A 24,449-nucleotide genomic window follows, 5' to 3' on the forward strand; every position below is an offset into this window, starting at 1 on the left:
GCACCGGCTCCGGCGACGTTGAGGTCGATGCCCTCTGTGTCTCGGCCACACCAGGCATGGCGGCGAGCACCGCAGCCAGCGCGCCCGCAAGGACTGCGCGGTACCGGCGCGGCGGCCGCATGGGGGGAGGCGCCATGCGTTGGATGAGATCCGGTCCCTGTCCCTCCCGCATCTGAACCTCCGTCTCGTGTCCTCTCCCTATGGGAAGGGATTTCGAGCATATAGGGAAGCCTCGACGACGGACGGCCGCGATCGATGATCCGCGCGCAATCCGGTCTCAGACGTCACGCGCCATGCCCGTGCCTGTGGTGGATGTCCGGGTAGTGCGGATGCCGGTGCACCATGGGTGTGTGCCGGTGCCGATGGGTGTGCGGCTCGTCGGCCGGGATGCCCGCCTCGTGGGCGTGCTGGTGGTGCGCGTCGTGGCGGTGGCGGTGCTCGTGTTCCAGAGCTTCGTGGGCGTGCTCGTGCTCATGCTGCTCGGAGAGGTGGAGCCAGAGGCCGAGCGCCATGAAGAGGCCCGCGATCACGAGCTGGGGCGTAAGAGCCTCGCCGAGCAGCGCGATAGCGAGGAGCGCGCCCGCGAACGGCGCGAGCGAGAAATAGGCGCCGGTGCGCGCGGTGCCGAGATGGCGCAGCGCGAGCACGAACAGGGCGAGGCTGACCCCATAGCCGAAGAAGCCGACCACGGCAGCCGCGGCTACCGCCCCTGCCGAAGGGAAGGCCGCCCCGTGGCCGAGCGCGATCACCAGGTTGATGGTTCCGGCGATCAGGCCCTTCAGCATGGCGATCTGCACGGGATCGGCGGAGGACAGCTTGCGGGTGAGGTTGTTGTCGATGCCCCAGCACAGGCAGGCGCCGGCGATCAGCATGGCGCCGAGGTCGAGCGTCGCCCGGCCCTGCCATGACAGCAGCGCCGCACCGGCGAGGATGGCGAGCGCGCCCAGAAGGAGGCGCCTGTCCACATTCTCGCGGAAGGCGATCCAGGCGATGGCCATGGTCGCCACACCTTCCAGATTGAGGAGAAGGGATGCGCTCGCGCCGTCGGTCCGGGCGAGGCCGAACATGAGCAGCAGCGGGCCGAGGACGCCGCCGGTGAGGATCACCAGCGCGAGCCACGGCACGTCCGTCCGCCGCAGCGGCGCCTCCACCGCCGGCAGCCGGAGCGCGGCCCGGGACAGATGCACGGCGGCGAGGCCCGCACCTGCCCCGAGGTAGAGCAGGCCGGCCATCATCCACGGATCGATGGCGCCAAGGAGCAGCTTGGCGAGCGGCGTGCTTGCGCCGAACAGGCCGGCCGAGACGAGTGCGAAGACAATTCCGGTGTTCATGGCCGCCTCCCTTGGGAGTATTTCTATCCGTTGGGGCGGGATATGAAACGGTTGGCACCGATGCTCCACAACGCACACGGGGACCTTCCGGCAGGCGTGCTCGGTGATGAAGGGCGCCAGCGGCGTTCCGAGTGAGACCGCCTCAAGGCCGGCGCTGCTCCGTCGCCGTCGGGCCACCCTCTTCCGCTGCACCATGCGATTCAATATGCCGCCGCACCGCAGGTACCACGACCGCGTCGCACCATTGTGTGATGCGGGCGTTTTCCACTTCGCGATCTGCGTCATAGTGCAGACGCACCGCGTTCAGTGCGAGGGCGCGCGCGGTATCCGCGGAGCGCCGGAGGAGGCGATCGGCGTCCGCCTCGGGAAGTTCGGCTGCGGCTTCCGCCTTCACATGGAGAGCCAGCCCGTTGATCCCGCCGTCCTTTCCGACCGTCTGGGAGAGGGCGGCGGGGGTGAACTGGCCGCAATAGACCGTGAGGTTTTGAAAGGTGAAGGCCCGGATCAGATCGCGCTCATTGTGTCTCTCGCTGGCCTGCGCCGGCCCGAGCGCAAGAGGTGTTGCGGCCGCCACCAGAAGACGCAGCATCCACGCTGAAGACGCCGCCGCCCTCATTTGGCCGTGCCCCACACCCGCATGCACTGGTCATAGCGAATGGAGCAATGGGTGATCTCGTGCGGCCGGAATGCGCGGTTGCTGCTGATGCATTCCGATTTGGTCTTCGCGCAGAAGAGGTTGTGCGCGCCGGCGCTGCCATGCTCGCAGCCGGCGTCCAAGGCGCTCGCCGGCCGCGCGGGCGGGATGCCGTCTCCGAGGGCCGGGCCCACGGCAAGGCTGCTGAGGGCGAGGCAGATGAGGCTTGTGTAGCGCGGGCCTTTCATGGCGTGCCTTTCGTAATCGGTGTGGCGGGGATGCCGGGGGCGGTAGTTGGCCCGCGGGACCGTCCCTGCGTGGCCGGAGGGCCGACAGGCGTGCTGCGCCCGTCGGGTACGGGATGTGCGAGGCCGAGCTGCACATCGCGGAAATCGTGCCTCAGCCTTTCGCGATAGGTGGTCGGCCTCGGGTCCAGGCCCAGCGCCGGCGACCCGAGACCGAGCAAGGCGATGACGACCGCAGCCGCGCCGCCGAGCCTTCGAAGCTGCGCCATCGGTGCCGTCCTAGGGTGCCGTGAACTTGGCCTGACCGGACTTCCCGCCCGGCGTCTTGATGAGCAAGGTCACGGCGGCGCCCTTGGGTACGGGCGCGGCAGCCTTCCCGGCGAGGGCCTCGCCGGCGGCCGCGAGCGGCAGCGTCTTGCGTTCGGTCCCGGCCGCAACCATGGCGGAGCCGGTGAATCCGGCTGCGCCGAGCGGCTTGCCCGCCTCGTCGAGCAGGTTGAAGGTCACGGCCTCTCTGGCCACGACCATCTCCACATGAACGCCCGCCACGTCCTCCATGGGGCCGCCATTCGGCCCCTTCTGGGCGCCGTGGGCGTGCTGGGCGAGGGCCGGGCCGGCGGCGACGAGGCCGAGGGCGACGATCAGGCTCTTGAGCATGGGGTTTCTCCTTGGGGTCAATGGGATGCGGCCGCCGCGGGTTCGGGCGGGGCGGCGGGCTTGGGCTCGCGCCGGAACAGCACGTAGAGCGCCGGCAGCACGAGCAGCGTTAGGATGGTTGAGGAGACGATGCCGCCGATGACCACGGTGGCGAGCGGCCTCTGCACCTCCGCGCCGGGGCCGGTGGCGATGGCCATGGGCACGAAGCCGAGGGACGCGACCAGCGCCGTCATCAGCACCGGACGCAGGCGCGTCAGCGCCCCCTCCCGGACGGCAGTGACGATGTCGCGCCCCTCCGCCCGCAGCTTCTGGATGAAGGCGATGATGACGAGGCCGTTCAGCACCGCCACGCCGGACAGGGCGATGAAGCCGATGCCGGCGCTGATGGAGAGCGGCAGCCCGCGCAGGATCAGCGCCGCGATGCCGCCGGTGAGCGCCAGCGGCACCCCGGAGAACACCAGCGCCGCATCGGCCATGGAGCCGAAGCTCATGAACAGCAGCAGGAAGATGAGCAGCAGCGCGATGGGCACCACGATGGCGAGGCGTTGCGTCGCCGACACCAGCTGCTCGAACTGTCCGCCCCAGCCGATCCAGTAGCCGGCGGGCAGCCGGACCTTCTCGGCCACCTGCCGCTGGGCCTCGGAGACGAAGGAGCCGAGGTCCCGTTCGCGCACGTTGGCGCTCACCACGATGCGCCGCTTGCCGTCCTCCCGGCTGATCTGGTTGGGGCCGGGCGACACCGAGAGGCTGGCGATGGCCGAGAGCGGCACATAACGGATCTGCCCCGTGGCGGCCGGTCTCCAGGCGGCGCGCACCGCCTGCTCCGGCGCCGCCGTGGCCGGCGGCAGGGGGATCGGCAGATCCCGCAGCGCCTCCACGTCCGTGCGCAGGTTCTCCGGCAGGCGGACGATGATGTCGAAGCGCCGGTCGCCCTCGAACAGGACACCGGCCTCGCGCCCGCCGACAGCGATCTCGACCAGCTCCTGCACCTCCGCCACGCTCACGCCGTAGCGCGCCATGGCCGGGCGGTTCAGCGCCACGGTGAGCATGGGCAGGCCGGAGACCTGCTCACTTTTCACATCGGCGGCGCCGGGGACGGCGCGCATGACCGCTTCCACCTGCCCGGCCACCTGGAGCAGCGTGTCGAGATCGTCGCCGAAGATCTTCACGCCCACGTCGGAGCGGATGCCCGAGATCAGCTCGTTGAAGCGCAGCTGGATGGGTTGCGAGAGCTCGTAATTGCTGCCCGCCACCTGTTCGGCCGCCTTCTCGATGTCCTCCATCACCGCGCTCTTTGCTTTGCCGGGGTCCGGCCATTCGGCGCGGGGCTTCAGCATCACGTAGCCGTCGGAGATGGAGGGCGGCATGGGGTCGGTCGCGACCTCCGCCGTCCCGGTGCGGGCGAACACCTCCCGCACCTCCGGCACCCCGAGCAGGGCCTTCTCCAGCGCCTGCTGCATCTCCAGCGACTGGGTCAGGCTGGTGCCGGGCACCCGGAGGGCCTGGATGGCGGCATCGCCCTCGTCGAGGCTCGGGATGAACTCGCCGCCCATGCGGGAGGCGGCGACGCCCGACGCGATCACCAGCGCCGCCGCACCGACGGCCACAAGGGCGCGCAGGTTGATGGCGGCGTCCAGCAGCGGCGTGTAGACGCGCCGCGCCGCACGCATGATGAAGTTCTCGTGCTCCGAGACCTTGCCCGTGACGAGCAGCGCCACCGCCGCCGGCACGAAGGTCATGGAGAACAGCGCCGCCGCCCCCAGCGCCATCAGCACCGTGATGGCCATGGGCGTGAACATCTTGCCCTCGACCCCGGTGAGGGTCAGCACGGGCAGATAGACGACGGCGATGATGAGGGTGCCAAACAGGCTCGGCCGGATCACCTCCTTGGCGCCCGCGAGGATGGTCTCGAAGCGCTCGGCGCGCGTCAGCAGGCGGCCACGCCGGTGCTGCTCCTCGGCGAGCAGGCGCAGGCAGTTCTCCACGATGATGACCGCGCCATCGATGATGATGCCGAAGTCGATGGCGCCGAGGCTCATGAGATTGGCGCTGACCTTGTTCTCCACCATGCCGGTGATGGTGAGCATCATGGAGAGCGGGATGACGCAGGCCGTCACCAGCGCCGCGCGGAAATTGCCGAGCAGCACGAACAGCACCACGACAACGAAGAGCGCGCCTTCCAGCAGGTTCTTCTCCACCGTGGCGATGGTGGCTTCCACCAGGTGCGCCCGGTCATAGACGGCGCGGGCGACAACGCCCTCCGGCAGGGAACGGGAGATCTGCTCCAGCCGCGCCGCCACGCGCTGGGCGACGGTGCGGCTGTTCTCGCCGATGAGCAGCATGGTGGTGCCGAGCACCACCTCCTCCCCGTTCAGCGTCGCGGCGCCGGTGCGCAGCTCCCGGCCCTCGCGCACCTCGGAGACGTCGCCGATGCGGATGGGCGTGCCGCCTTTCGAGCCAATGACGATCTCGCGGATGTCCTCGGCGCCGGCCACCTGACCCGGCGTGCGCACCAGATACTGCTCGCCGTTGCGCTCGATATAGCCCGCGCCGACATTGGCGTTGTTGGCGGCAAGCGCGGTCATCACGTCCCGGAACGAGATGGAATAGGCCATCAGCCGGGCGGGATCGGGCAGCACGTGGAACTGTTTCTCGTAGCCGCCGATGGTGTTGACCTCGACCACCCCCTGCACGGTGCGCAGCTGGGGCTTGATGATCCAGTCCTGGATCGTGCGCAGCTCGGTGGGGGTGAAGGGCGTGCCGTCCGGCTTCTTCGCGCCGGGCTTCGCCTCCACCGTGTACATGTAGATTTCGCCGAGGCCGGTAGAGATTGGCCCCGGAGCGGTCTCGACGCCCTGCGGGAGCTGGTCCTTGGCCTGCTGGATGCGCTCGTTCACCAGCTGGCGCGCGAAGTAGGTGTCGGTCCCGTCGCGGAACACCACGGTGACCTGCGAGAGCCCGTAGCGCGAGAGGGAGCGCGTGTACTGGAGCCCCGGCAGGCCGCCCATGGCGGTCTCGATGGGGAAGGTGATGCGCTGCTCCACCTCCAGCGGGGAAAAGCCCGGCGCCTGGGTGTTGATCTGCACCTGGACGTTGGTGATGTCTGGCACCGCATCGATGGGCAGGCGGGTGAAGTTCCACGCGCCGAACGCGCCCACCATCAGGCAGGCGAGAACCACCAGCCAGCGCTGGCGGATGGAAAAGGCGAGGATGGTGTCGATCATCGCGCGCCCTCCCGCATTTCGGCTGCCGGCGTGCCGGCCTCGCGGATGCGGACGAAGCGTTCCACGGCCGAGACGAAGATCACCCCGTCGCCGCGCCGCCCGGTCCAGCCGGCCTCCGCCAGCGTGCGCACGATCAGGTCCACCGCCGCGGCGCGGCAGACGATCTCGATGCGGATGTGGCGCTGGTACGTGAGGTCGTATTCGCTCGCGACATAGGTTCCTCCTGCGCCGCGGCCACGGCCCTGGCCGCGCGCCTCGACGATGGAGAAGCCGGGAAACTCTTCCAGCGCATGCAGCGCCTGCACCGCCCGCGCTTCCAGATGGGGCTGGAGGAAGGCGGTGATGCGCTGGAGGTCGTTCCGAGATTCGTGTGCCGTCTCAGTGCTCATGGCTGGCGCTCCCCTTGGCGAGTTCCGCCTTGACCACGAAGCTGTTCTTCGCCGCGTAGACGTCGCCCGGCATGAGGCCGAACACGACCTCGGCGAACGCGCCATCGCGTGCGCCGGTCTCCACGTCGCGCGGCTCGAAGGCGTCGCCGTTGCGCACGAAGACCACCGTGCGCCCCTCGATGGATTGAAGGGCCGAGAGGCGCACCGCGAGGTCCACGGGCTGTTCGGCGAGGGTGATGGTGCCGCTGGCGAACAGCCCCGGCCGCAGCCTCAGGCCGTCATTGGGAATGACCACCCGCGCCAGAGCGGACTGGGTATCGGCCGAGCCGATGGGCGAGACGTAGGAGACCTTGCCGATGATGGGCGGCGCTCCGTCGTCCGGGTCGATGGCCACCGCGTCGCCCACGCGCACGCGGGCGAAGTCGCGCCGGTAGACGGAGAGATCCACCCACAAGGTGGAGAGGTCCGCGACCACGAAGGACGGCTTCTGGTCGGAGGCGTATTCGCCCAAAGCCACCTGCCGGTCCACCACGGTGCCGGCGATGGGCGCCTTCAGGTCGTAGCTGGTGAGGCTCTGGTTGCTCTCGATCACCGCGAGCACGTCGCCCTTCTGCACGGTGTCGCCGATGCGCTTGCGGATCTCGCGGACGATGCCGGGAAAGCGCGGCGTCACCTGGACGACGGCTTCCTGGTTGGTCTGCACCAGCCCGTTGAGCCGGAGCGTCTGCCTGAGGGTGCCCGGGCCGGCCGTCTCCAGCCCGATGCCGGCGGCGGAGAGCTTGGCGTCGTCCAGCTCGACGGCGCCTTCGCCATGGCTGTCGCCGTGGCCGCCGCCCGCCTTTTCGGCGTGGCTGTCTTCCGCCGCTTGGCTGCCGCCCACCGGGGCGGCGCGGTCCGAGAATGTGTAGGCGGCACCCGCTCCGGCCAGAAGGCCGACGAGCAGCATCGCGAGGTCCCGTCGCGCCGAGCGGCTCATTTGGATTTTCCCTTGGCGAAGGCGACGGGACGGCCGGTGAGGCCTTCGATGGTCGCGAGCGCGGTGTGATAGGTGACGAGCGCGTCGAGTTCGCGCAGGGATGCCTCGGAGAGGGCGGATTGCGCGTCGAGCAGTTCCAGCAGCGTGTAGCGGCCCTGGGTGTAGCCGGTCTCAACCCCTTCATAGGCGCTGCGCGCGCCGGGAATGGTGCTGCCGCGCAGCAGCGTCACCTCGTCGAAGGCGGCCTTCAACTGGTCGTGGGCGCGCCCGAGCTGGGAGATCAACGCGCTGCGGGCGATCGCCTCCTCGGCCTCGGCCCTGAGGAGGGATTCCCGCGCTTCGCTGATGCCGCCCTCGTTGCGGTCGAACAGCGGGATGGGAACCGACAGGGTGAAGATCATCCCGCTGTCGGCGGTCTCGTTATAGTGCCGGTAGCCGACGCCGAGGGTGACGTCCGGCACCGCCTTGGCCTGGGCCGAGCGCAGCTCGGCGCGACGCTGCGCCTGGAGCACGGTGAAGCGGGTGAGCTGCGGGTTGCCCTGTGCGGATTTCAGCAGTTGCGGCAGCGCCGGCGGGGGCGCCACGCGGAGAAGGTTGCCCGTGGCGCGGGAAAAGGTCGCCGCCCCGAGGCCCATGAGGAGGGCCAGCTCCCGCCGGGCAGTGCCGAGGGCCGCCTTGGCGCGGTCCAGCTCCACCCGCGCGAAATCGGCCGCCACCCGGGCGCGGGAGATTTCGGACGGCGACGATGCGCCCGCCTCCACCCGCTGCTGAAGGAGCGGGGAGAGGCGGCCGATGGCCTCGGCCTGGGCCTGGAGGATGTTGACCCGCTGCTGCGCGCCGAGGACGCCAGCGAAGGCCGCTGTCGTCTCGGCCAGCACCTGCAGGCGGATGGCCTCGCGCTCCCAGCGGGCGATGCCGACGCCGGCCCCGGAGGCCGCCATGCGGGCCTCGCGCTTGCCGCCCAGCTCGACCAGCTGGCTGATCTGCAAAGTCTGCTCGGCAAGGTCCAGCCCTTGGTAGGGGCCGGACCCGAACGCGTTGTCCACCTCCAGCGAGAGGTTCGGGTTCGGCAGCGCCGCGGCCTGCCGGTCGCGGCCGGCGGCCATGCCGATGTCACGCTCGGCGGCGGTCAGCCGCGGATTGGCTGCGAGCGCGCTCGCAAGGGCACTGGTAAGGGTCAGCGGGCGTTGGGTCTCCGCGCGGCCGGGCAGAGCGGAAAGCAGCGCGAATGCTGCCCCGAGCGCGAGCGCGAGAGCCTGCCCGTTTGCACGGGGCGGCATGATCTGATCCGGATTCTGATTGCGATGGGCCGATGCAGCGCATCGGCGTGCGAACAGAAGGGATCAGGCGCGCGGGGGGCGGGGGTCGGCGGGAACGGCGCGGCCGGAGCCGAGCGCCGGGACGGTGGTGCCCGTCACCGCCACGACCTCGGCCAAACGGGTGGCATCGGCAGCGGGGAGGAGCACGGCGGCGCAGCCATGGCAGTCATGGTCTGCGGAGGGAACGACATGCTTCGTCTGGGCGGCGTCGCCATTCTTGGCGCTGTCGACGGCCACATCCTTTGCAGCCACGAGCGGAAGGGCGGCTTCCGCACCAGCCACGACCGCCGCGAAGGCGGGGCTGTCCAGATCGTCCGAATGATGGGTGACGAGCCCGGCGGCGACGGGGGCCGCAACCATGGACAGCACGACGCAGGCCGCGATCAGCCGGCGCAGCGCCAGCGACCACAAACGTGCAAAATACCATCCCGAGGTTCGGAGCATGGCGAGGAGAGAGCCCAACGCCGCCCGCAATGTCAAGCACGGCGATAAGGCGAAGTCTTCCTCACGGTCAGCGGACGTCTTGCCGATCAGGATGGCCGCCCAAGGCCGGAGCGCTTGGGCCCGACACGCCAACAGTCGAGATGCCCCTCAAAGCATCTCGGGGGGCTCGACATGCACCCGGCGTGGATACTCTTGTTCCTGGTCCTGTTCTTGGACCTGTTCCTGAACCTGTTATTGGACCCGATCGTCAGGCTGTGGTGCCGGTGGTTCGGCGTCTGACGCTTGGTCACCATCGAACGTCGTCCCGGCCGGTGATAGCCTCCCGTCTCCACCTGTGGGAGGGAATCATGAAGACGCTCGCAATCGCGCTCACCCTGCTGTCGTTTTCGGCCGTCGCCGCCTCGGCGGATACCTGCGTCGCCAATGCCGATGCGCAGAAGCTCGCCGGTGCGGCGCGCACCAGCTTCCTCACCAAGTGCCAGAAGGACGCGACGGCGGCCTGCAATACCCAGGCGACCGACAAGAAGCTCCGCGGCGCCGCCCAGACCAGCTTCACCACGAAGTGCGTCAAGGATGCCGTCGGACAGTAGACGCCGCAGGGGCGCGCCCGGTGGGCTCATCGCCAACGGTTCAAGAGCCACAGCGCCCCCCAGGATCCCAGGAGCGTGAGGGCCATTTGGCCGGAAAGCGCGACAGACATCCTGGCCCCGCCGGCCGCAGCCAGTGACGACGCCCCGTCCATGAACGGAAGGAGCAGCGCCACCATCACGCCGCCGGCGAGTGGAGCGATCAGCAACGCGCCCGCGAACGAGACGACGATGTTGACGATCCAGCCGAGGACGCCCCGTCGCTTCGTCCATGCCTCGTGGATCGCGACCGCCAGCGAACCCAGGATTACAGCGGCCGCGATCACCAGCGCGCCGCCAACGCTATCCATCGGTATGGCGCCGCTCCACTGCAGCAGCAGAACGCCTCCGACCGCTATCAGCACAATGTAAGTCATGAACGTTTGCCCCAGCCGTCCAGATCGTGCTCAAGAGCGCTTCTGATGTTGCGGCTACGTATGGGCACCCGTTCCCACGCCGCCGTCAATGCGCGGCGCAGCGTGAGCCGGCCTCGCCACGAGGGGCGAGACGGACGGGATGGTGCAGTGATTTCTACGCCGTCGCCGCAGCCCCTTCGCCTTGTCGAGGGCGGCGTCCGGCGTCTTCCGGTCCCAGCGCCTGATATCAAAGATCGGGCTGGGCATGACGCCGGCCGCCTACCAGCGATAGTTCAGGGATGCGTAGATGGTGCGCCGGGTGCCGTAGATGACAGAGTTGGCGTAGAAGCCCGCGGTATAATATTCCGTGTTGAAAAGGTTGGTGCCCGAAAGCGAGAAGGTGGCACCGCGCAGTTGCTCATTGAGCTTGCCGAGGTCGTAGCGGAGCGAGGCGTCCACCAGCGTATAGCCGGGAATGGCGACCTGGCCGCCGTTGCTCTCGTTCATCACCGCCCAGGAACTGCCCACATAGCGCAAGCCGGCGCCGATGCCGAGCCCGTCCAGCGCGCCCTCGCGGAACGTATAGTAGGCCCAGAGGGCGGCGCTGTTGTGCGGCACGCCTGACGGCGCGGTGCCCACCTTGCTGATGCCCGCCTCGTTGGGGTTGGCCTGCGTCACCACCGCGTCGAGATAGGTATAGGAGGCAATGATATCGAGATTGGCGGTGATATTGGCCTTCGCCTCCAGCTCGATGCCGCGCGAGCGCACCTCGCCGTCCTGCACCGAGTAGCCCACGTTGACGGGATCGGTGGTGAGCACGTTCTGCTGGGTGATCTGGAAGACGGATGCCGTGAACAGGGCCCGCCAGCCCTGCGGCTCATATTTGATGCCGGCCTCGTACTGCTCGCCTGTCGTCGGCTTGAAGGACTGGCCACGGAAGTCCGTCCCGGCCACCGGCAGGAAGGAGGTCGCGTAGCTGGCGTAGGGCATCACGCCGTTGTCGAACTTGTATCCAAGACCGGCGCGCCACGTGAAAGCAGAATAATTGGCCGTCGCGATTTGGTCCGTAAGGCCGGAGTCCGCGAGGAGGGTGCGGGAATAATAGTTGGCCTCTTCGTTGCGCACCCAATCCTGACGCCCGCTCAAGGTGAGCAGCCAGTTGTTGAGGGCCACCTGGTCCTGAGCGTAGACGCCGATCTGGGAGATGGTGCTCTCGCTGTCCGACCAGGGGCGACCGAATGTGTAGATGAAGTTGTAGTTCGGCGCGAATATGTTGATGGAGTTGTAGTTGGTGGAGTTCGTGCGGGTTTCGGTCGAGTTGTACCACCCCCCGTCGATGCCGATCAGGATCTTGTGTGTCAGCGGCCCAGTCTGAAAATCGCGGGAGAGGTGGGTGTCGATGAGGAAGCTGTCCGCCACCTTGGGCCGCAATTGCACGCCCACATTGTAGTATTTGTTGTCGACCACCGCGATGGGCCAGTCCCAGCCCCAGGCGGAGTTATAGTCCACATCGGCGTGAGCGTACCGGGCATTCTGGACCAATTGCCAGTCATTCTCGAACCTGTGCTTGAACTCGTAGCCGACGGAGGTGTTCTCGACGTTCCAGCTGGTCAGTCCGGGGGCGCCGAGATAGAGGCTGGGCGAGATCTTCGGCCCCAGCGGAAAAAGGCTGTTGGCCATGGGAATGCTCTGCTCGGAGCCGCCCTTTTCCGTCTTCTGGTAGTTGGCGAGAAGGGTAAGCGATGTATTGGCGTTCGGCTGCCATGTGACGGCAGGCGCGATGTAGATGCGGTTGTCGGGGGAATAGTCGATCTGGGTGCCGCTGTCCCGGATCAGGCCGGTGAGGCGATAGAGCCAGGTCCCGTCTTCGGTCGCCGGTCCGCCGATGTCGAAGGCGCCCTGGATGCGGTCGTAACTGCCGCCGAGAATCTCGATCTCGTGCAGCGGCGCGGATGTGGGGCGCTTGGTGACGGCATCGATGATGCCGCCCGGCGTGCCGGCGCCGTAAAGAGCCGAGGCCGGCCCCTTCACCACATCCAGGCGCTGGAGGCCATAGACCTCGATGTCGGCGTCATAATTATTGAAGCCGTTGCGCAGGCCGTCGCGGAAATTGGCATTCTGGTCGATCGCGCGGAAACCGCGAATATAGATGTCCGGCATGCCCTGGCCGCCGGGATAGTCCACCGCCCGCACGCCCGGGGTGTAAGCCACGGCGGAATTGAAGTCCTGCACGCCGCGCTGGTCCATTTCCGCCCGCGTCACCACGCTGATGGATTGCGGGGTGTCGATGAGCGGCGTCTCGGTCTTGGTCCCGGCCGAGGTCTCCAGCGCCACCACCTGCTGGGTGTCCTCGCCCTGCACATCCACCATGCCGAGCCATGCGTCGCCGGCCCCTGTCGCGCCCTGCGCCTGAGGCGCCGTGATGGTCACCGTGTTGGCACTCGTGAAGCGGTAGACGAGGCCGGTGCCCGCCAGCAAGCGCGCCAGCCCGGCATCGCGCGAATAGGTGCCGGTCAACCCGGGCGTGCGGCGCCCAGCCACCAGATCAGACGGGAACAGCAGGCGTACGCCGGCCTTGTCGGCGAAGGTCGTGAGCGCGCTGCCGAGATCCTGCGCAGGGATGCTGAAGGCGATGCCGGGGGGCGCATCGCCAGACTGCGCACGACCGGCCGAGGCTGTCGCGACCAGGGCGCAGATGGCTGCACCCGTCAGCCATGCCGTTCGTGTCAACGCTCCGCGCGCCCGTCGCCGGACGCCATTCCCAACCGCCGCCATCGTCTCTCTCCTTGAGGCCGGCCCGCCAGCGCGCCGCCGTTCAGGACCTTCAAGGACAAGGACGAAACCAGCCCGGCGACCTTGCACCGGCGCGGGCGACTTTTTTTCCAATCAGAGGATGACGTTGATCAGCGGCAGGCGCACGACCCGCACCGGGAGCGTCTGCTCGATGGTTTCCAGCACGGCACTGGGGTCGTCCAACTCGAACACGCCTGTCACTTCCAGGCCCTTGAGGCGGTTGCCGGCGATGATGATGCGCGCGTGGGTGTGACGCTGAAGCTCTGCCACCACCTCCACCAGGGGGCGGCGATCGAAGATGAGCTTCCCGCGCCGCCAGGCGGTTGCGGCATCCGCATTCACCGCCTGCGGGCCGATGACGCGTCCGCGTCCGTCATAGCGCAGGCTCTGGTCGGCGCGCAGGATGGCACCTGCTCCGCCGGCTGCCGTCGCCACGGCGACGACGCCCTCCACCACCGTCACCACCACGCCGTCGGGCCGGATGTCCACGTCGAAGGCCGTGCCTATGGCCCGGGTCCGCCCATCCCCCGCGGTGACGACGAACGGCCGCGCCGGATCGCGCGCCACGGTAAACATGGCCTGCCCGGACAGCAGTCTCACACCCCGCTCCGTTGCACTGAAATCGAGCGCCAGCGCCGTACTGGCATTGAGCAGGACGCGGGAACCGTCCGGCAGTTCGGTTGTCCGCACCTCGTTGACGCCGGTCGCGACATCCGCGGCGAGGCGATCGCGGATGGCGCCGGCTGCGAGCGCTCCGAGGCCCAGGGCGGCGAAGGCGCCGCCGCCGATCAGCGCGCGGCGCGTGATCTTCTCCCGCGACGCCTTGCGTTTCGCGTCCCGGGCCAGGACGCCGGCACCGCCGAGCCCATGCCAGAGCGCCTCGGCTTCTCGCGCCGCCGCCTCGTTCTCGGGACTTTCCGCGCGCCAGCGGGCGAAGGCCCGGGCTTCCGCTTCAGCCTCCGGCGCTCCCGAATGCATACGCACGACCCATTCAATGGCGCGATCGCTCGCCGCGATGGAGGGGCGGGCGACCGCTGCGGAGGACTGGGGCGGCGTGTGCGTCATGCGGGTATGTCTCAACGAACCCTTGAAGTTAGCCCAATGCCCTCAGGCGGTCGCGGCAGTGACGCAGAGCCTGCACCAGATATTTTGCGACCATGCTTTCGGAGACTTTTAGCTGCGCCGCGACCTCGGCATGGGTCCGCCCGTCGCAGCGGCTCAGCAGCAGGGCAGCGCGAGGCTTCGGCGCCAACTCGGCAAGGGCGGCCACCAGCACCCGCAATTCGTCGCGGTGCAGGGCATAGGCCTCGGGGGAGGGGGCGGCGTCGGCAATCTCGCGCAGGACGGCCTCGTTGCTGATCTGCCGCGCGACATGACGGCGTTCGCGCCGCAACAGATCGATGGCAATGTTCCCCGCGATGCGCAGCAGGAAGGCGTGGCAATCGCGCACCTCCGCTCGCGCCTGTCCCATGCCGGCGAGCCGTAGCCAGGTCTCCTGGAGCGCCTCCTCGGCAAGGTCTCGCGAACCCACGCGCCTGCTGAGGTGGCCGCGCAGGTCGTGCCATTGGCGCATGTAGGCCAGCATCAGATCGCCAGCGGCATCAGGTTTCGCAGTCATCGTGGTGGGGCAGGAGAAATATTTGAATTGAGTATGAAGGAGGTATCCGTTCTGACCTGAGGGATCAATCGCGTTGATTTGGAACTATAATAAATAGTCGTCCAAAATTGATGAAGGCTGGTCGAAAGGTGAGAGGTTTGCATTCAGATAATAATTTGAATTGTTCGAATGTGGGGTGCTCTCCACCAGCTGGATCACCGGTGCCGCGCGCGCGAATTGAGTTGCCGTGAGATCCGGGCAGCACTGGCTGTCCGGCGACGACGGGTGTCGGACAAGGACGCCGTTGCCGTTCCGCTTCCTCCACTCGTAGAGCGAGTGCTTGGTGATCCCCAGCCGCCATCGAATCGGTAAGCCAGGCGCCAAAGGCGGCCGCCGGCGGGCGTCACGAGCCGGTGGAAGCCGCCTCCGCCAGACGGTTTTACGGGGCGCGGCTGGGGCTTGGTGGAACGAACGACGGCATCGGAAAGCGCCAGATTGCTGGCATCGGGATTTGTTGGCACCTGACGATGCCAGCAGATGCCCAAAGGCGGCCTCCGACGAGCGGGGCTTTCAGTCCGTTGATTTTGTTTGAGTTATCGGCGTCAATCGACGTGGGCCGACCGGGAAATGGTGCCGGGTGAGGGCACCTTAATTTTCGCATATCTAGTTGAAAATAGTTATAAATTTCAGTCTTGCATCAAGTTGGTGCCAACACAAATGCCAACAAATCGGGGCGATGCTCCTGGAGGGCGCTATCCGGCGAACTGCCGGGATCACGCGGGAATAGACGGGACGACGGCCGCTCAGGCCGCCTCCCATACCCGGTTCAAGATCTGAGCTGCGAGCGCGGCCTTGTCCTGCGGCAGGAACCGGCCGTAGTGGCTCGCGACCATCTCGGGCGTGTCCTGGATTGCGTAGCTCGCCTGCTCGTAGGAGCCCGTCACCTTCAGGATATGCGTCGCCAGGACATCGCGGACGTTGTGCGGCCCATGGGGCAGAAGCCCCTTGATGGCGCCGCGCTCGGTGTAGGGATTGTAGATGCCATAGCGCTGTATCGTCTGCCGCCACGCCTCATAGAACGTGTTCTGGCAATACGCCGGGTCCGCCGTCTTAGCCTTCACCGACTTGACGAAGAAGGTGCGGGGATCGGAGGCTCCTCGCAGGAGCACCTTCCGGTGTCGGTCGATATAGGCGTCGATGTAGTGATAGAGGTTGCCGAGGTCGGGCAGCACCAGACGGAACGGCTTCGAACCGAAATAGGAGGACGTGGCGTTCTTGAAGGCGCAGGCTGGAATGAACACCTCCCAGCCCCGCTCCCGCTCACTCCAGCGCAGTTCTCCTCGTTTCGCATCCTCCAACTGGCGTTCGGTCGCCGGCGCCTGCCCGCGTGGGCAGACGAGAAGCTGCCTGAGGTTCTTCTGCCGCAGGCCGAGGTGGAGCCCTAGGCGGATCATCAGGAAGGAGCGAACCGCCTCAGCTGCCGCCATTGGATAGCGCTTGGTGTCGGGCATGAGGCGGAGGATCTCGGCGGGGATCTTAAGATATTCGCGCACGGGGCTTTCGGCCTCGAGCACCGCCAGGATCGGCTCGAACGGGTCGCGATGGACGCGCACGACGCGGTTGATCTCCCGTACCCTTGCATGAGCGTGCTTCTGGAAGACGTCGCAGGCACCTTCCCAGTCGCCGCGCGCCTTCGCGATGTCCGTCTCGGTGATGAGGTTGGGGATAGGGCGCAGCCGGTCGGCCAGCGCCGGATGCTGCCGGATCCATCCGGTGTCCTTTCTCGTGAAGGACAGTCCGAGCGCCAGCATCTCCGACTCCCACCGAGTGAAGAAGCCGCGCCGGCGCTCGCGCCATTGCACGTACCAATCCCACACGATGGGGAAGACCAGCAGACCGAACGTGAGGTTTTCAAGCGGCACGCCGAACCCGCGGACTGCCCCACTGGGTGCCGCCGCCAGGGCCCCGAACATCAGGCCGAAATGCTCGATCCGCTGGGAGGCCGTCTCTTCACCCCATACGCCGCTGCGCTGCAGGCCGAAACTTGTGAGCGTCGATGTTTTGAACCGCACGAGCTGCGCCATCTCGGCCGCGAGCCCTGCGGGAGCGTCGGTGACGGTGCCGGAAAGGTCCGGATCAAGGTCTGCTCCAACCGCTTCCTCATCGACGGCGGCGCGGGCCCGGCGCAGCTTCTTCGACTGAAACTCTGGGAAGCGAATCGCGTAGGGGTGCTTCATGGCTGCCGCCTGGAACTGACGATATTCGGTCGTTCCGGTGATGACCACTCGCTGGACCCATTCGAGAATCGCTTCCCGTTCATGAAGCGGTCGGCGATCGAAGTCATGGGGGAGGTGCCAAGCCAGGCGCCGACGCTCCGCGGCCGTGATGCCAGGAAGTTTCTTCGCGGATGGGCTGCGGTCGGACATTGGTAGCTTGGATCTGAAGTAGCCGAGCGGAAGGCGATAGCGCCGATCTAGGAAATCCAACGCGGCTAGGCTATCAGCCGACCGAGGGCATTTTTCGCTGTGCAGCCACGAGCGGATTGTCGTCCAGTTCGTGGGAAAGCCACCAACGGTAAGTGCTTTAGCGAGGTGTTTTGTCGAATCGTCATGGCGTTCCATGTGCAGCGTCAATGCGTCAGAGAACTCGCAGGGATCTAGCCAATGTGTGGTCTTTGCCGGCGGGAACTCCACGACCGGCTTCGCAGGTCGCCCAGCTCTGCGCCGCGCACCACCACGTCCGACCGAGCTGGCCAAATTTTCCTGCGCGGGGGCGCTTCCAACCAAACTCGGGCTGGGCTCGCAGAGGGCGACCACGGTCGAAAGCGCGTCGGAAATGCTGATCCGCGTGCTCACTCTTTTGGACACGCGGCGGCTGCGTGAGATCTCACGGGAGAGCGCTTCCAGTACGGGAGACAGCGTCTGAGCCGCTTGCTCCATGATCTGGGGGTCTATCTCACAAGCAGCAGCGATTGCGTTCCAGTCGATCGAGCTATGTTGCGCCGACGGCGATCTCCCTTCGGTCAAAAGCTCCAGCAGGTAGCGCTGAAAGTTCGCCACCTCGCGAGGGGATAGTGCCGTAGCAGCTCGTGTGCGGCAGAAGCGTACCACCATGCGGGCGAACTTCGTCTTTGGTCTGCCGATCATTATTTATGCTGCTCCGGTGCCGGGGGTAGTGGCGGCAAGGGCGCGCTGTTTCTATGATTCACCAGCCCGCGAAAAGCCCCTGGCAGCGGTATTATGTGGATGGCTGAGAACGTCGCTGGATTGCAGCTTCTTCCTCGGCCAGCGAAACTCGGGGCGGGGTGCCCGGGCGACGAACTCAGCCCAACACCGAGAGCGCCACCCCCGCCACGCCGCATACCGCGAGCGCGGGGAGCATCCCGAGCCTGAGCCGGAACATGGCGAGCATCGCCATCGCGGAGAGCACCGCCGCTCGCCAGTCGATGGAGGAGAGCACGGGCAGGTCTGGCCCGATGCCGCGCCAGTCCACGCTCACCACGTGCCGGAAGACGACGTGGATCGCGAACCACAATGCGAGGTTCAGGATCACGCCCACCACCGCCGCCGTGATCGCGGACAGGGCTGCCCCGAGCGCGCGGTTGCCGCGCAGGGCCTCCACGTAGGGCGCCCCAAGGAAGATCCAGAAAAAGCAGGGCGCGAAGGTCACCCAGAGCGTCAGCACGGCGCCGAGGCAACCCGCCAGCATCGGGTTTAGGACGCCGGGCGCGCGGTAGGCGGCGAGGAAGCCGACGAACTGCAGCACCATGACGAGGGGGCCGGGCGTGGTCTCGGCGAGGCCCAGACCGTCCAGCATCTCGCCGGGCGCGAGCCAGCCGAATCCGTCCACCGCCGCCTGCGCCACATAGGCGAGCACCGCGTAGGCGCCGCCGAAGGTGACAACCGCCATGAGGCTGAAGAAGGAGCCGATCTGCGTCCACACGCTCCCGCTGCCGAAGGTCGCCCACAGCAGCGCGACCGGGCCTAGCCACAGGGGCAGCCAGACCGCGATGATGCCGGCCGCCCGCCGCAGCGATGGCTCGGCATGGGCCAGTTCTCCCCGCTCGAACATCTGGTCCACCACACCATGGGTATCGGCCTTGGCGCCCGCGTGGCCGGCGCTCTGGAACAGCTCCGGAGCCGCCCGGCTGCCTGCCCATCCGGTGAGGCCAGCGGCAAGGATGATGAGCGGGAACGGGATATGCAGGACATAGATGGCCAGGAAGGCGAGGCCGGCAATTCCCACCATCAGGCGGTTCTTCAGCGCACGGCGGCTGATCCGCAGGAGCGCCTCCACCACCACCGCCAGCACGGCCGCCTTGATGCCGAGAAAGGCCGCGTCGATGAGCGGCACATGGCGATAGAGGGCATAAAGGATGCTGAGCGCCAGCATCACCACTGCGCCGGGCAGCACGAACAGCAGGCCGGCCACCAGCCCGCCTGCGGTGCGGTGCATCAGCCAGCCGATATAGGTGGCGAGCTGCTGCGCCTCGGGACCGGGCAGGAGCATGCAGTAGTTCAGGGCGTGCAGGAACCGCTGCTCGCCGATCCAGCGGCGCTCCTCCACGAGTTCCCGGTGCATGAGGGCGATCTGCCCGGCGGGGCCGCCGAAGCTGAGGCAGCCGATCTTCGCCCAGACTTTCACGGCCTCCCGGAAGGTCGGGCGCGCGGGTGCTGCGGCGGGGCCGCTCGTCTCGAAGGTGATGGTCATGGCGCGCCCCTCAGCCCTGCTTCTGCTGGCCCGCGGGCCAGTTGTGGGTTTCCTCCACGGCGTCACGGCACCAGCGATAGAAGGCGTCGTAGAGCAGCATGCCGGCGTCGAGTTGCTGCAGGTCGTCCCGATACATGCGGGAGAGACCGAGGGAGGCCGCAAGGAAGCCGGCCGCCTGGGGCGACAGGTCGAGCCGTGCCGTATCAGCGGCGCGGACGATGACCGCGAGGTGGTCGAGAACGGGGGACCGGAGGCCAAATTCCTCGATCATGGTGTCGAAGGTGCAGCCCTCGCCGCGGTGGCTCCAGAATGCGCCGTCGATATCGAAGGGCGCGGCACCGAAGGCCGCCGCGACGCCCTCCACCTCGGAGGCGCCGACAAAGAGGAAGGCGGCGTCGGGATCGATGAAGCGGCGGATCAGCCAGGGGCAGGCAATGCGATCCACCTTTGGGCGCGTGCGCGTGACCCAGACGGTCCGCCCCTCCGCATCGCGCGGCGGCAGGGCTGCTTCAGAGAAGAGCAGGCCGCCGCTATCCCGCCACGCCGCGAATCCGCCTTCCAGCGTTTCCGCCGCAACGCCCTGGACCCGAAGCCACGCGGCCGCGCCCTGGCTGATCTTGTGGCCCTTCTGGCAGACCACGACGACGGATCGTCCCGCCAGCGGGGGCCCCCAGCCCGCGACGTCCGCATGGGAGCGCCGGCGAGCCGCCGGCAGCATTCGCCGGTCCGCGGCGAAATCGTCGTCGGTGCGCACGTCGATGATGATGGGCGCGGTTGGCAGGCCGACGAGGCGGCCGAGCTGCGCCACTGTGATTTCGGTGTTTGAAGGCACGAGCGTCCATCCCTGAGCAGAGGGGAGAAAGGACGCGATTTCAGGCTGGCGCCTCACGGGGCAATCGCGGGAGCCCCTTGAGACCAGATTAGATGGACCGTAGATCCGCGCGCAACCCTGAAGCAGATGTCACACGCCCTGCCCGTGCATGCGTCGGGGTAATGCGGATGCTGGTGCCCATCGGCATGTTCCGGCTTCCGCGATGACAGCCGCCTCATTCAACGAGGCAATCGCATTGACAAGAGCCGGACGGCGATTGCGGCTCCACCGTCCGGCTGCCTACCCCGTGTGAAACTTGGGCCGTGGTAGGCCGCGGCACGCTAGCGCAACCTGAAGCAGAGCAGCAAGGGCCGGGTGGGCATGTGCGGACACCGCCCGGATCTTAGTCTGAGCCACCTCAAATGAAGGCAAGCCGAGCGACCTACCGGGGCAGACCACCCGGCTTCCACCCGCCTCGATCAGGGCTAGAGGCGGGCCACCACACTATACACGCAACACCGCAGCTCGGCGTCAAAAGTGCAAGCAATCGCGACTTTGTTCAACGGAGTGGAATTTTCTTCAATGATGGGAGCGGAGCCGGGGGCGAGCGGGGGATGTTTATCCCGGCTCAGCGTCCTCCGGCCGTTTCAGGGACCGGATTCCCGGCGTTGGGATGACCGGGAGCGACATTCTCGGCCGTAAGCCAACCTATCGCAAGGGAAGCCTATTGCGACATTGAGCTGAGCGCCAGTCTAAAACCATGGAAGATGCGTCCTTGATAAGCTAAGCGCCGGAGCTAACTGCCCAAGCCCTACTTCCGGCGCGGTTGCCATTTCACAGCCTGAAGTGCATGTTTCCCATCGTCAGGGCACCGTCCGGATTGCTCGCGAGCGGATCGATTATGCGGCGTCTAATAGCCGGGGCGTATGTGCCGCTGATTGTGGTGACGCTGGTTGCTGTCATTATCCTTGCCCAGGGTCTGACCCTCTGGCGATCCTATCAGGCCACCTGGCAGCTCGCGGTCCACTCCGCAGAGAACGTCCTGAATACCGTCGCGGCCAACATCGAACGGAACTTGACCGTCATCGATCTGACGTTGCGCGGCGCCGAGGACGCCTTTACCGCAGAGGCGGTGAGGAATCTGACGCCGGAGATCCGGCGCATGGTGTTGTTCGACCGAGCCGCAAGCGCCCGATACCTCGGTGCGCTGGTAATTCTTGATCGCGACGGAAACCTCGTCGAGGAGTCGGGGTCATCTCAGCAGCACCAGATGAATTTTGCAGACCGGGATTATTTCAAAGCCCAGGTGAATGGGAAGACCGGCACGTATGTGAGCGCGCCATTCCTGAGCCGGCTGCGCGACAATGACCCGAGCATTGCCTTGAGCCGGGGCATCTCCGGCCGGGATGGTCAGTTTGAAGGCGTCGTAGCAGCGGCGCTCCGCCTCGCCTTTTTCCAGTCGCTCCTCAACTCCATCAATCTCGGGCTGGAAAGTGTGATCGCCATCACGCGCACGGACGGGACGGTGATCCTTCGATCGCCTTCGACCGATGGCAAGGGGAATTCCGGCATTAGCGTCGCTGCCTCTCCCGTGTTTCAAAGGATGATCGCAAGGCCTGGCGAGCAATTCAGCGAGCGGTCGCGGCTGGATGGCATCGATCGCTATTACCTTCACACGATCATCGGCGACTATCCTCTCCTTCTCTCCGTCGGCATTTCGCCGGCGGCGGCTCTGGCTGAATGGACCGAATTTGCTCTGATTTCCTCGGCGCTCACGATCGGAATGTGCATTCTGTTCATTGTGCTGGTCCGCGTGCTCCGGCTCGCTCTCCGGCGAAGTCAGGAAGTCGAGGAGCAACTGGAAGTCCTGGCTGTCACGGACGAGCTCACGAGCTTACCCAATCGCCGGGCCTTCGATCTGGCTTTGGCTGCGGAAATGCGCCGCGCCGCGAGGCACCGCACGTCCCTTGCGGTGCTGATGCTCGATGTCGATCACTTCAAGCGCGTCAACGACAATTTTGGACACGCGGTGGGCGACGTGGTTTTGGCGCGGATTGCCAAGGAAATCTCGCGGTCCATCCGCCGGCCCGGCGACTTCGCCGCCCGCTACGGCGGAGAAGAGTTCACCGTCATACTTCCTGCGACCGAGACGGGAGGGGCCAGCTTCATCGCCGAGCGGATGCGGCTGGCGATTGCTTCGATGGAGCCCTGTCCGAACGAGCCAGCACTTGGCAAGGTCACTGTGAGCATAGGCATTTCAGTGACGCTGGCGGACCCAACGACATCGGGAGCAGACCTCGTCGCGCGGGCGGATCGTGCGCTTTACGAGGCTAAGGGCGCGGGCAGGAACCGCGTCGTGATCTACCAGCCGGACGAATTCGATAACGCCGTCGGGGCAACTGACGTGACGCTCGGCGGGTAGATGGATTGTCCGGTGTCCCGCCAGTGCATGCCCGAAGCGCGGGCGACGTCGCCCGCGCTTCTCTCGAGTACAGGCAGGATAAGCTTACGATGCGGATTTAGAGGCGCATTTCGCTTCAGCGTCGGCAGCGATCATTCTGAAACGGGCGTGTTCATGCTTTTCATCCAAGCCGACCCATCTGTCAAAATCCCTCCCTCTGACCGCATCCGAATTTGCAGCGCGAAGATGAAGACATTCGATATAAAAAACTGATTCCTCATGCGTAAGTCCGGACAATATTTCGCTTCCACCCTTGTCAATTGAAAGGCCGTGCATGTCTTTATGAAATGTGCGTTCAGAATCTGTGAGATCGAGCAATCTACTCTGCGGATCCATCTCGCTTCTCCATAAGTTCGCCTAAATGTAGCATGGGCGCCGCTTTGGGTGAACTTCGCCGACCGCGACTAGGGAGGACGCGCCGTCCTCCCCCGCAATTGACGGTCCGCAATGGGTTGGGGCCGTATCAGTGTGCGCTGACCTCAGTTCAGCCGCAGCAGGAAACGCCGGTTCACCGCCTGCAGCGGGCGGGCGTTCATGGGGAAGATGGCGCGGAAGGCGTCGATGTCCGCTTGCGCCACTTCGATGGGCGCCGCGAACACGTTCCAGTCCACGATTTCCGAGCAAGGTGGGGTGGTTAGCGACCCCTCATAGCGATACGTGCCGCGGGCCGACGGCAGGAAGGCGGCGGGATCGAGCGGGGCGGCCAGCGTCTTGTCTCCTGCCGCGCGCGGAGCGGCGGCCATGAGCGAGGAGAAGGCGGCATTGGCCGCACCTGGCACCATGAACACGCCGGCCACCAGGAGTCCGCCCTCAGGCGCCGCATGGACGAAATGCGCTTCCATGGCGGTGCGCTTACCGTCGATCGCGTGCTCGCTCGGCGAATGGAAGTGGAACTGCTTCAGCGCATAGGTCTTGCCGCCGAGGGTGGCGGTGCCGCCATCGCCGGTCACGTCCGCCTGGATGGTGTGGCCGTTGTTCACGACCTTGTAGGCGAACGGCTTCCACGCGAGCACGGGGCCGGCGCTCTCCGCCTTGACGGCGCCTTCCAGATTGATGGGCGATTGCTGCGATCCCACCGAGCAGGCCGAGAAGCCCTGTTCGAGGGAACCCCATTCCTGCGGCCCGCCGTGGCCTTCATAGGTCCAGTGGGCACCCTCCGAGGCGCGTGCGGCGCTGGCGCAGGCCGGGCAGGCGACAAGGCCCGCAAGAAGCGTGCGGCGATTGATGCTCATGATTTCTCCCCCTTGGGCGGCGGGCGCCTTCAGCATTCGGCCCGCTGCGGCCAAGCTTATCAGGGCCGCTTGGGCGTGCGAAAGGCGGGACTTTTCTGGAACGGATCAGTCGAGGGCGGTCGGTGCTCCGGAGAGAGCGGCGAAGGCGGCTCGGCGTCTGACGTTCCGGCACCGTCGAACGTCGTCTCGGCCGGTGATAGCCTCACCATGAAGACGCTCGCAATCGCGTTCGCCCTGCTGTCGCTTTCGGCGGCCGCCGCCTCGGCTGACATCTGCGTTGCCAATGCCGACGCGAAGAAGCTTGCTGGCGCGGCCCGCACCAGCTTCCTCACCAAGTGCCAGAAGGACGCGAGGGCGGCCTGCAACACGCAGGCGGCCGACAAGAAGCTTCACGGCGCCGCCCAAACCAGCTTCACCACCAAGTGCGTGAAGGATGCCATGGGGCAGTGACCCTCGGCTGGTCAGGTCGCCGGCTGGGCGGGCTCGCCCGGCAGATCAGCATTGTGATCATCGGGATCATCGTGGTGGCCATGACCGGCCTGATGTGGATCGGTGCGCAGATCCAGATCATGAAGCCCCACCCGTGACCCGCCTCTCTATCGATTGGGAGGGTGACGGCGCCTATGCCGTCACCCGGTCCGGAG

The 24,449-nt window shown here is 66.7% G+C and carries 23 protein-coding genes; 4 read left to right on the top strand and 19 right to left on the bottom strand.

The window, feature by feature from the left end; all coding sequences use genetic code 11:
• Window positions 1-284 precede the first annotated feature (284 nt).
• The 9 genes from A37E_RS0117085 to A37E_RS0117125 form a co-directional block, all read right to left on the bottom strand.
• On the bottom strand, window positions 285-1,331 hold the full coding sequence (locus A37E_RS0117085; RefSeq protein ID WP_029557728.1) for a DMT family transporter: 1,047 nt from the start codon (window positions 1,329-1,331) through the stop codon (window positions 285-287).
• 142 nt (window positions 1,332-1,473) lie between these two features.
• The gene (locus A37E_RS0117090) at window positions 1,474-1,920 is read right to left on the bottom strand and encodes a hypothetical protein (protein ID WP_029557729.1); all 447 of its coding nucleotides are present in this window, start codon (window positions 1,918-1,920) and stop codon (window positions 1,474-1,476) included.
• A gap of 23 nt (window positions 1,921-1,943) precedes the next feature.
• On the bottom strand, window positions 1,944-2,213 hold the full coding sequence (locus tag A37E_RS0117095) for a hypothetical protein (protein ID WP_029557730.1): 270 nt from the start codon (window positions 2,211-2,213) through the stop codon (window positions 1,944-1,946).
• A 276-nt stretch (window positions 2,214-2,489) separates the two neighbouring features.
• Window positions 2,490-2,867, bottom strand: coding sequence for a hypothetical protein (locus tag A37E_RS0117100; RefSeq protein ID WP_029557731.1), 378 nt, complete (start codon window positions 2,865-2,867; stop codon window positions 2,490-2,492).
• A gap of 17 nt (window positions 2,868-2,884) precedes the next feature.
• Complete coding sequence (locus A37E_RS0117105) at window positions 2,885-6,091, bottom strand: CusA/CzcA family heavy metal efflux RND transporter (protein WP_029557732.1); 3,207 nt, start codon at window positions 6,089-6,091, stop codon at window positions 2,885-2,887.
• Window positions 6,088-6,480, bottom strand: coding sequence for a P-II family nitrogen regulator (locus A37E_RS0117110; protein ID WP_029557733.1), 393 nt, complete (start codon window positions 6,478-6,480; stop codon window positions 6,088-6,090). The genes A37E_RS0117105 and A37E_RS0117110 overlap by 4 nt, the downstream gene beginning before the upstream one ends.
• Complete coding sequence (ihpB, locus tag A37E_RS0117115; RefSeq protein WP_029557734.1) at window positions 6,470-7,456, bottom strand: divalent metal ion exporter adaptor subunit IhpB; 987 nt, start codon at window positions 7,454-7,456, stop codon at window positions 6,470-6,472. Before ihpB ends, A37E_RS0117110 begins: the two co-directional genes overlap by 11 nt.
• Window positions 7,453-8,736 carry a TolC family protein gene (locus tag A37E_RS0117120; RefSeq protein WP_029557735.1) on the bottom strand — a complete coding sequence of 428 codons (1,284 nt, stop codon included), beginning with the start codon at window positions 8,734-8,736 and terminating at the stop codon, window positions 7,453-7,455. Before A37E_RS0117120 ends, ihpB begins: the two co-directional genes overlap by 4 nt.
• 63 nt (window positions 8,737-8,799) lie before the next feature.
• Window positions 8,800-9,219 carry a hypothetical protein gene (locus A37E_RS0117125; protein WP_156026359.1) on the bottom strand — a complete coding sequence of 140 codons (420 nt, stop codon included), beginning with the start codon at window positions 9,217-9,219 and terminating at the stop codon, window positions 8,800-8,802.
• Window positions 9,220-9,566: 347 nt separating this feature from the next.
• Between A37E_RS0117125 and A37E_RS0117135 the strand changes: the two genes are divergently transcribed.
• Window positions 9,567-9,809: a hypothetical protein gene (locus A37E_RS0117135; protein WP_024279862.1), complete on the top strand. Its 243-nt coding sequence runs from the start codon at window positions 9,567-9,569 to the stop codon at window positions 9,807-9,809.
• 26 nt (window positions 9,810-9,835) lie between these two features.
• On the opposite strand, the gene A37E_RS0117140 is transcribed toward A37E_RS0117135, so the two are convergent.
• The 8 genes from A37E_RS0117140 to A37E_RS0117170 form a co-directional block, all read right to left on the bottom strand.
• Window positions 9,836-10,222, bottom strand: coding sequence for a hypothetical protein (locus A37E_RS0117140; protein ID WP_029557737.1), 387 nt, complete (start codon window positions 10,220-10,222; stop codon window positions 9,836-9,838).
• A 258-nt stretch (window positions 10,223-10,480) separates the two neighbouring features.
• The gene (locus A37E_RS0117145) at window positions 10,481-12,931 is read right to left on the bottom strand and encodes a TonB-dependent siderophore receptor (protein WP_051679124.1); all 2,451 of its coding nucleotides are present in this window, start codon (window positions 12,929-12,931) and stop codon (window positions 10,481-10,483) included.
• Between the two features lie 156 nt (window positions 12,932-13,087).
• The gene (locus A37E_RS0117150; protein WP_029557739.1) at window positions 13,088-14,059 is read right to left on the bottom strand and encodes a FecR domain-containing protein; all 972 of its coding nucleotides are present in this window, start codon (window positions 14,057-14,059) and stop codon (window positions 13,088-13,090) included.
• Between the two features lie 28 nt (window positions 14,060-14,087).
• Entirely contained in the window at window positions 14,088-14,579 is a 492-nt protein-coding gene (locus A37E_RS0117155; RefSeq protein ID WP_245279363.1) for an RNA polymerase sigma factor, read from the bottom strand.
• A 227-nt stretch (window positions 14,580-14,806) separates the two neighbouring features.
• On the bottom strand, window positions 14,807-15,112 hold the full coding sequence (locus A37E_RS27720) for an Arm DNA-binding domain-containing protein (protein WP_348550899.1): 306 nt from the start codon (window positions 15,110-15,112) through the stop codon (window positions 14,807-14,809).
• Window positions 15,113-15,394: 282 nt separating this feature from the next.
• Window positions 15,395-17,704, bottom strand: a complete 2,310-nt coding sequence (locus A37E_RS0117160; protein WP_029557741.1) for a hypothetical protein — start codon at window positions 17,702-17,704, stop codon at window positions 15,395-15,397.
• A 208-nt stretch (window positions 17,705-17,912) separates the two neighbouring features.
• Window positions 17,913-19,301 (bottom strand): chromate efflux transporter, encoded by a 1,389-nt coding sequence (gene chrA / locus A37E_RS0117165; protein ID WP_029557742.1) that lies wholly within the window; start codon window positions 19,299-19,301, stop codon window positions 17,913-17,915.
• A 10-nt stretch (window positions 19,302-19,311) separates the two neighbouring features.
• Window positions 19,312-20,133, bottom strand: a complete 822-nt coding sequence (locus A37E_RS0117170) for a sulfurtransferase/chromate resistance protein (RefSeq protein ID WP_029557743.1) — start codon at window positions 20,131-20,133, stop codon at window positions 19,312-19,314.
• Between the two features lie 829 nt (window positions 20,134-20,962).
• On the opposite strand from A37E_RS0117170, the gene A37E_RS0117175 reads away from it, so the two are divergent.
• A complete protein-coding gene (locus A37E_RS0117175; protein ID WP_081837651.1) occupies window positions 20,963-22,534 on the top strand; it encodes a sensor domain-containing diguanylate cyclase in 1,572 nt (523 codons plus the stop codon).
• 84 nt (window positions 22,535-22,618) lie between these two features.
• On the opposite strand, the gene A37E_RS26980 is transcribed toward A37E_RS0117175, so the two are convergent.
• Window positions 22,619-22,909 (bottom strand): hypothetical protein, encoded by a 291-nt coding sequence (locus tag A37E_RS26980; RefSeq protein ID WP_156026360.1) that lies wholly within the window; start codon window positions 22,907-22,909, stop codon window positions 22,619-22,621.
• A 143-nt stretch (window positions 22,910-23,052) separates the two neighbouring features.
• Window positions 23,053-23,805, bottom strand: coding sequence for a carbonic anhydrase (locus A37E_RS0117180; RefSeq protein WP_029557745.1), 753 nt, complete (start codon window positions 23,803-23,805; stop codon window positions 23,053-23,055).
• A 207-nt stretch (window positions 23,806-24,012) separates the two neighbouring features.
• On the opposite strand from A37E_RS0117180, the gene A37E_RS0117185 reads away from it, so the two are divergent.
• Both A37E_RS0117185 and A37E_RS26985 read left to right on the top strand, forming a co-directional pair.
• Complete coding sequence (locus A37E_RS0117185) at window positions 24,013-24,255, top strand: hypothetical protein (protein ID WP_029557746.1); 243 nt, start codon at window positions 24,013-24,015, stop codon at window positions 24,253-24,255.
• Window positions 24,252-24,392: a hypothetical protein gene (locus tag A37E_RS26985; protein ID WP_156026361.1), complete on the top strand. Its 141-nt coding sequence runs from the start codon at window positions 24,252-24,254 to the stop codon at window positions 24,390-24,392. Before A37E_RS0117185 ends, A37E_RS26985 begins: the two co-directional genes overlap by 4 nt.
• Window positions 24,393-24,449: the final 57 nt, after the last annotated feature.

This window comes from Xanthobacter sp. 91 (genome assembly GCF_000702385.1).
GTDB lineage: Bacteria > Pseudomonadota > Alphaproteobacteria > Rhizobiales > Xanthobacteraceae > Xanthobacter > Xanthobacter aminoxidans.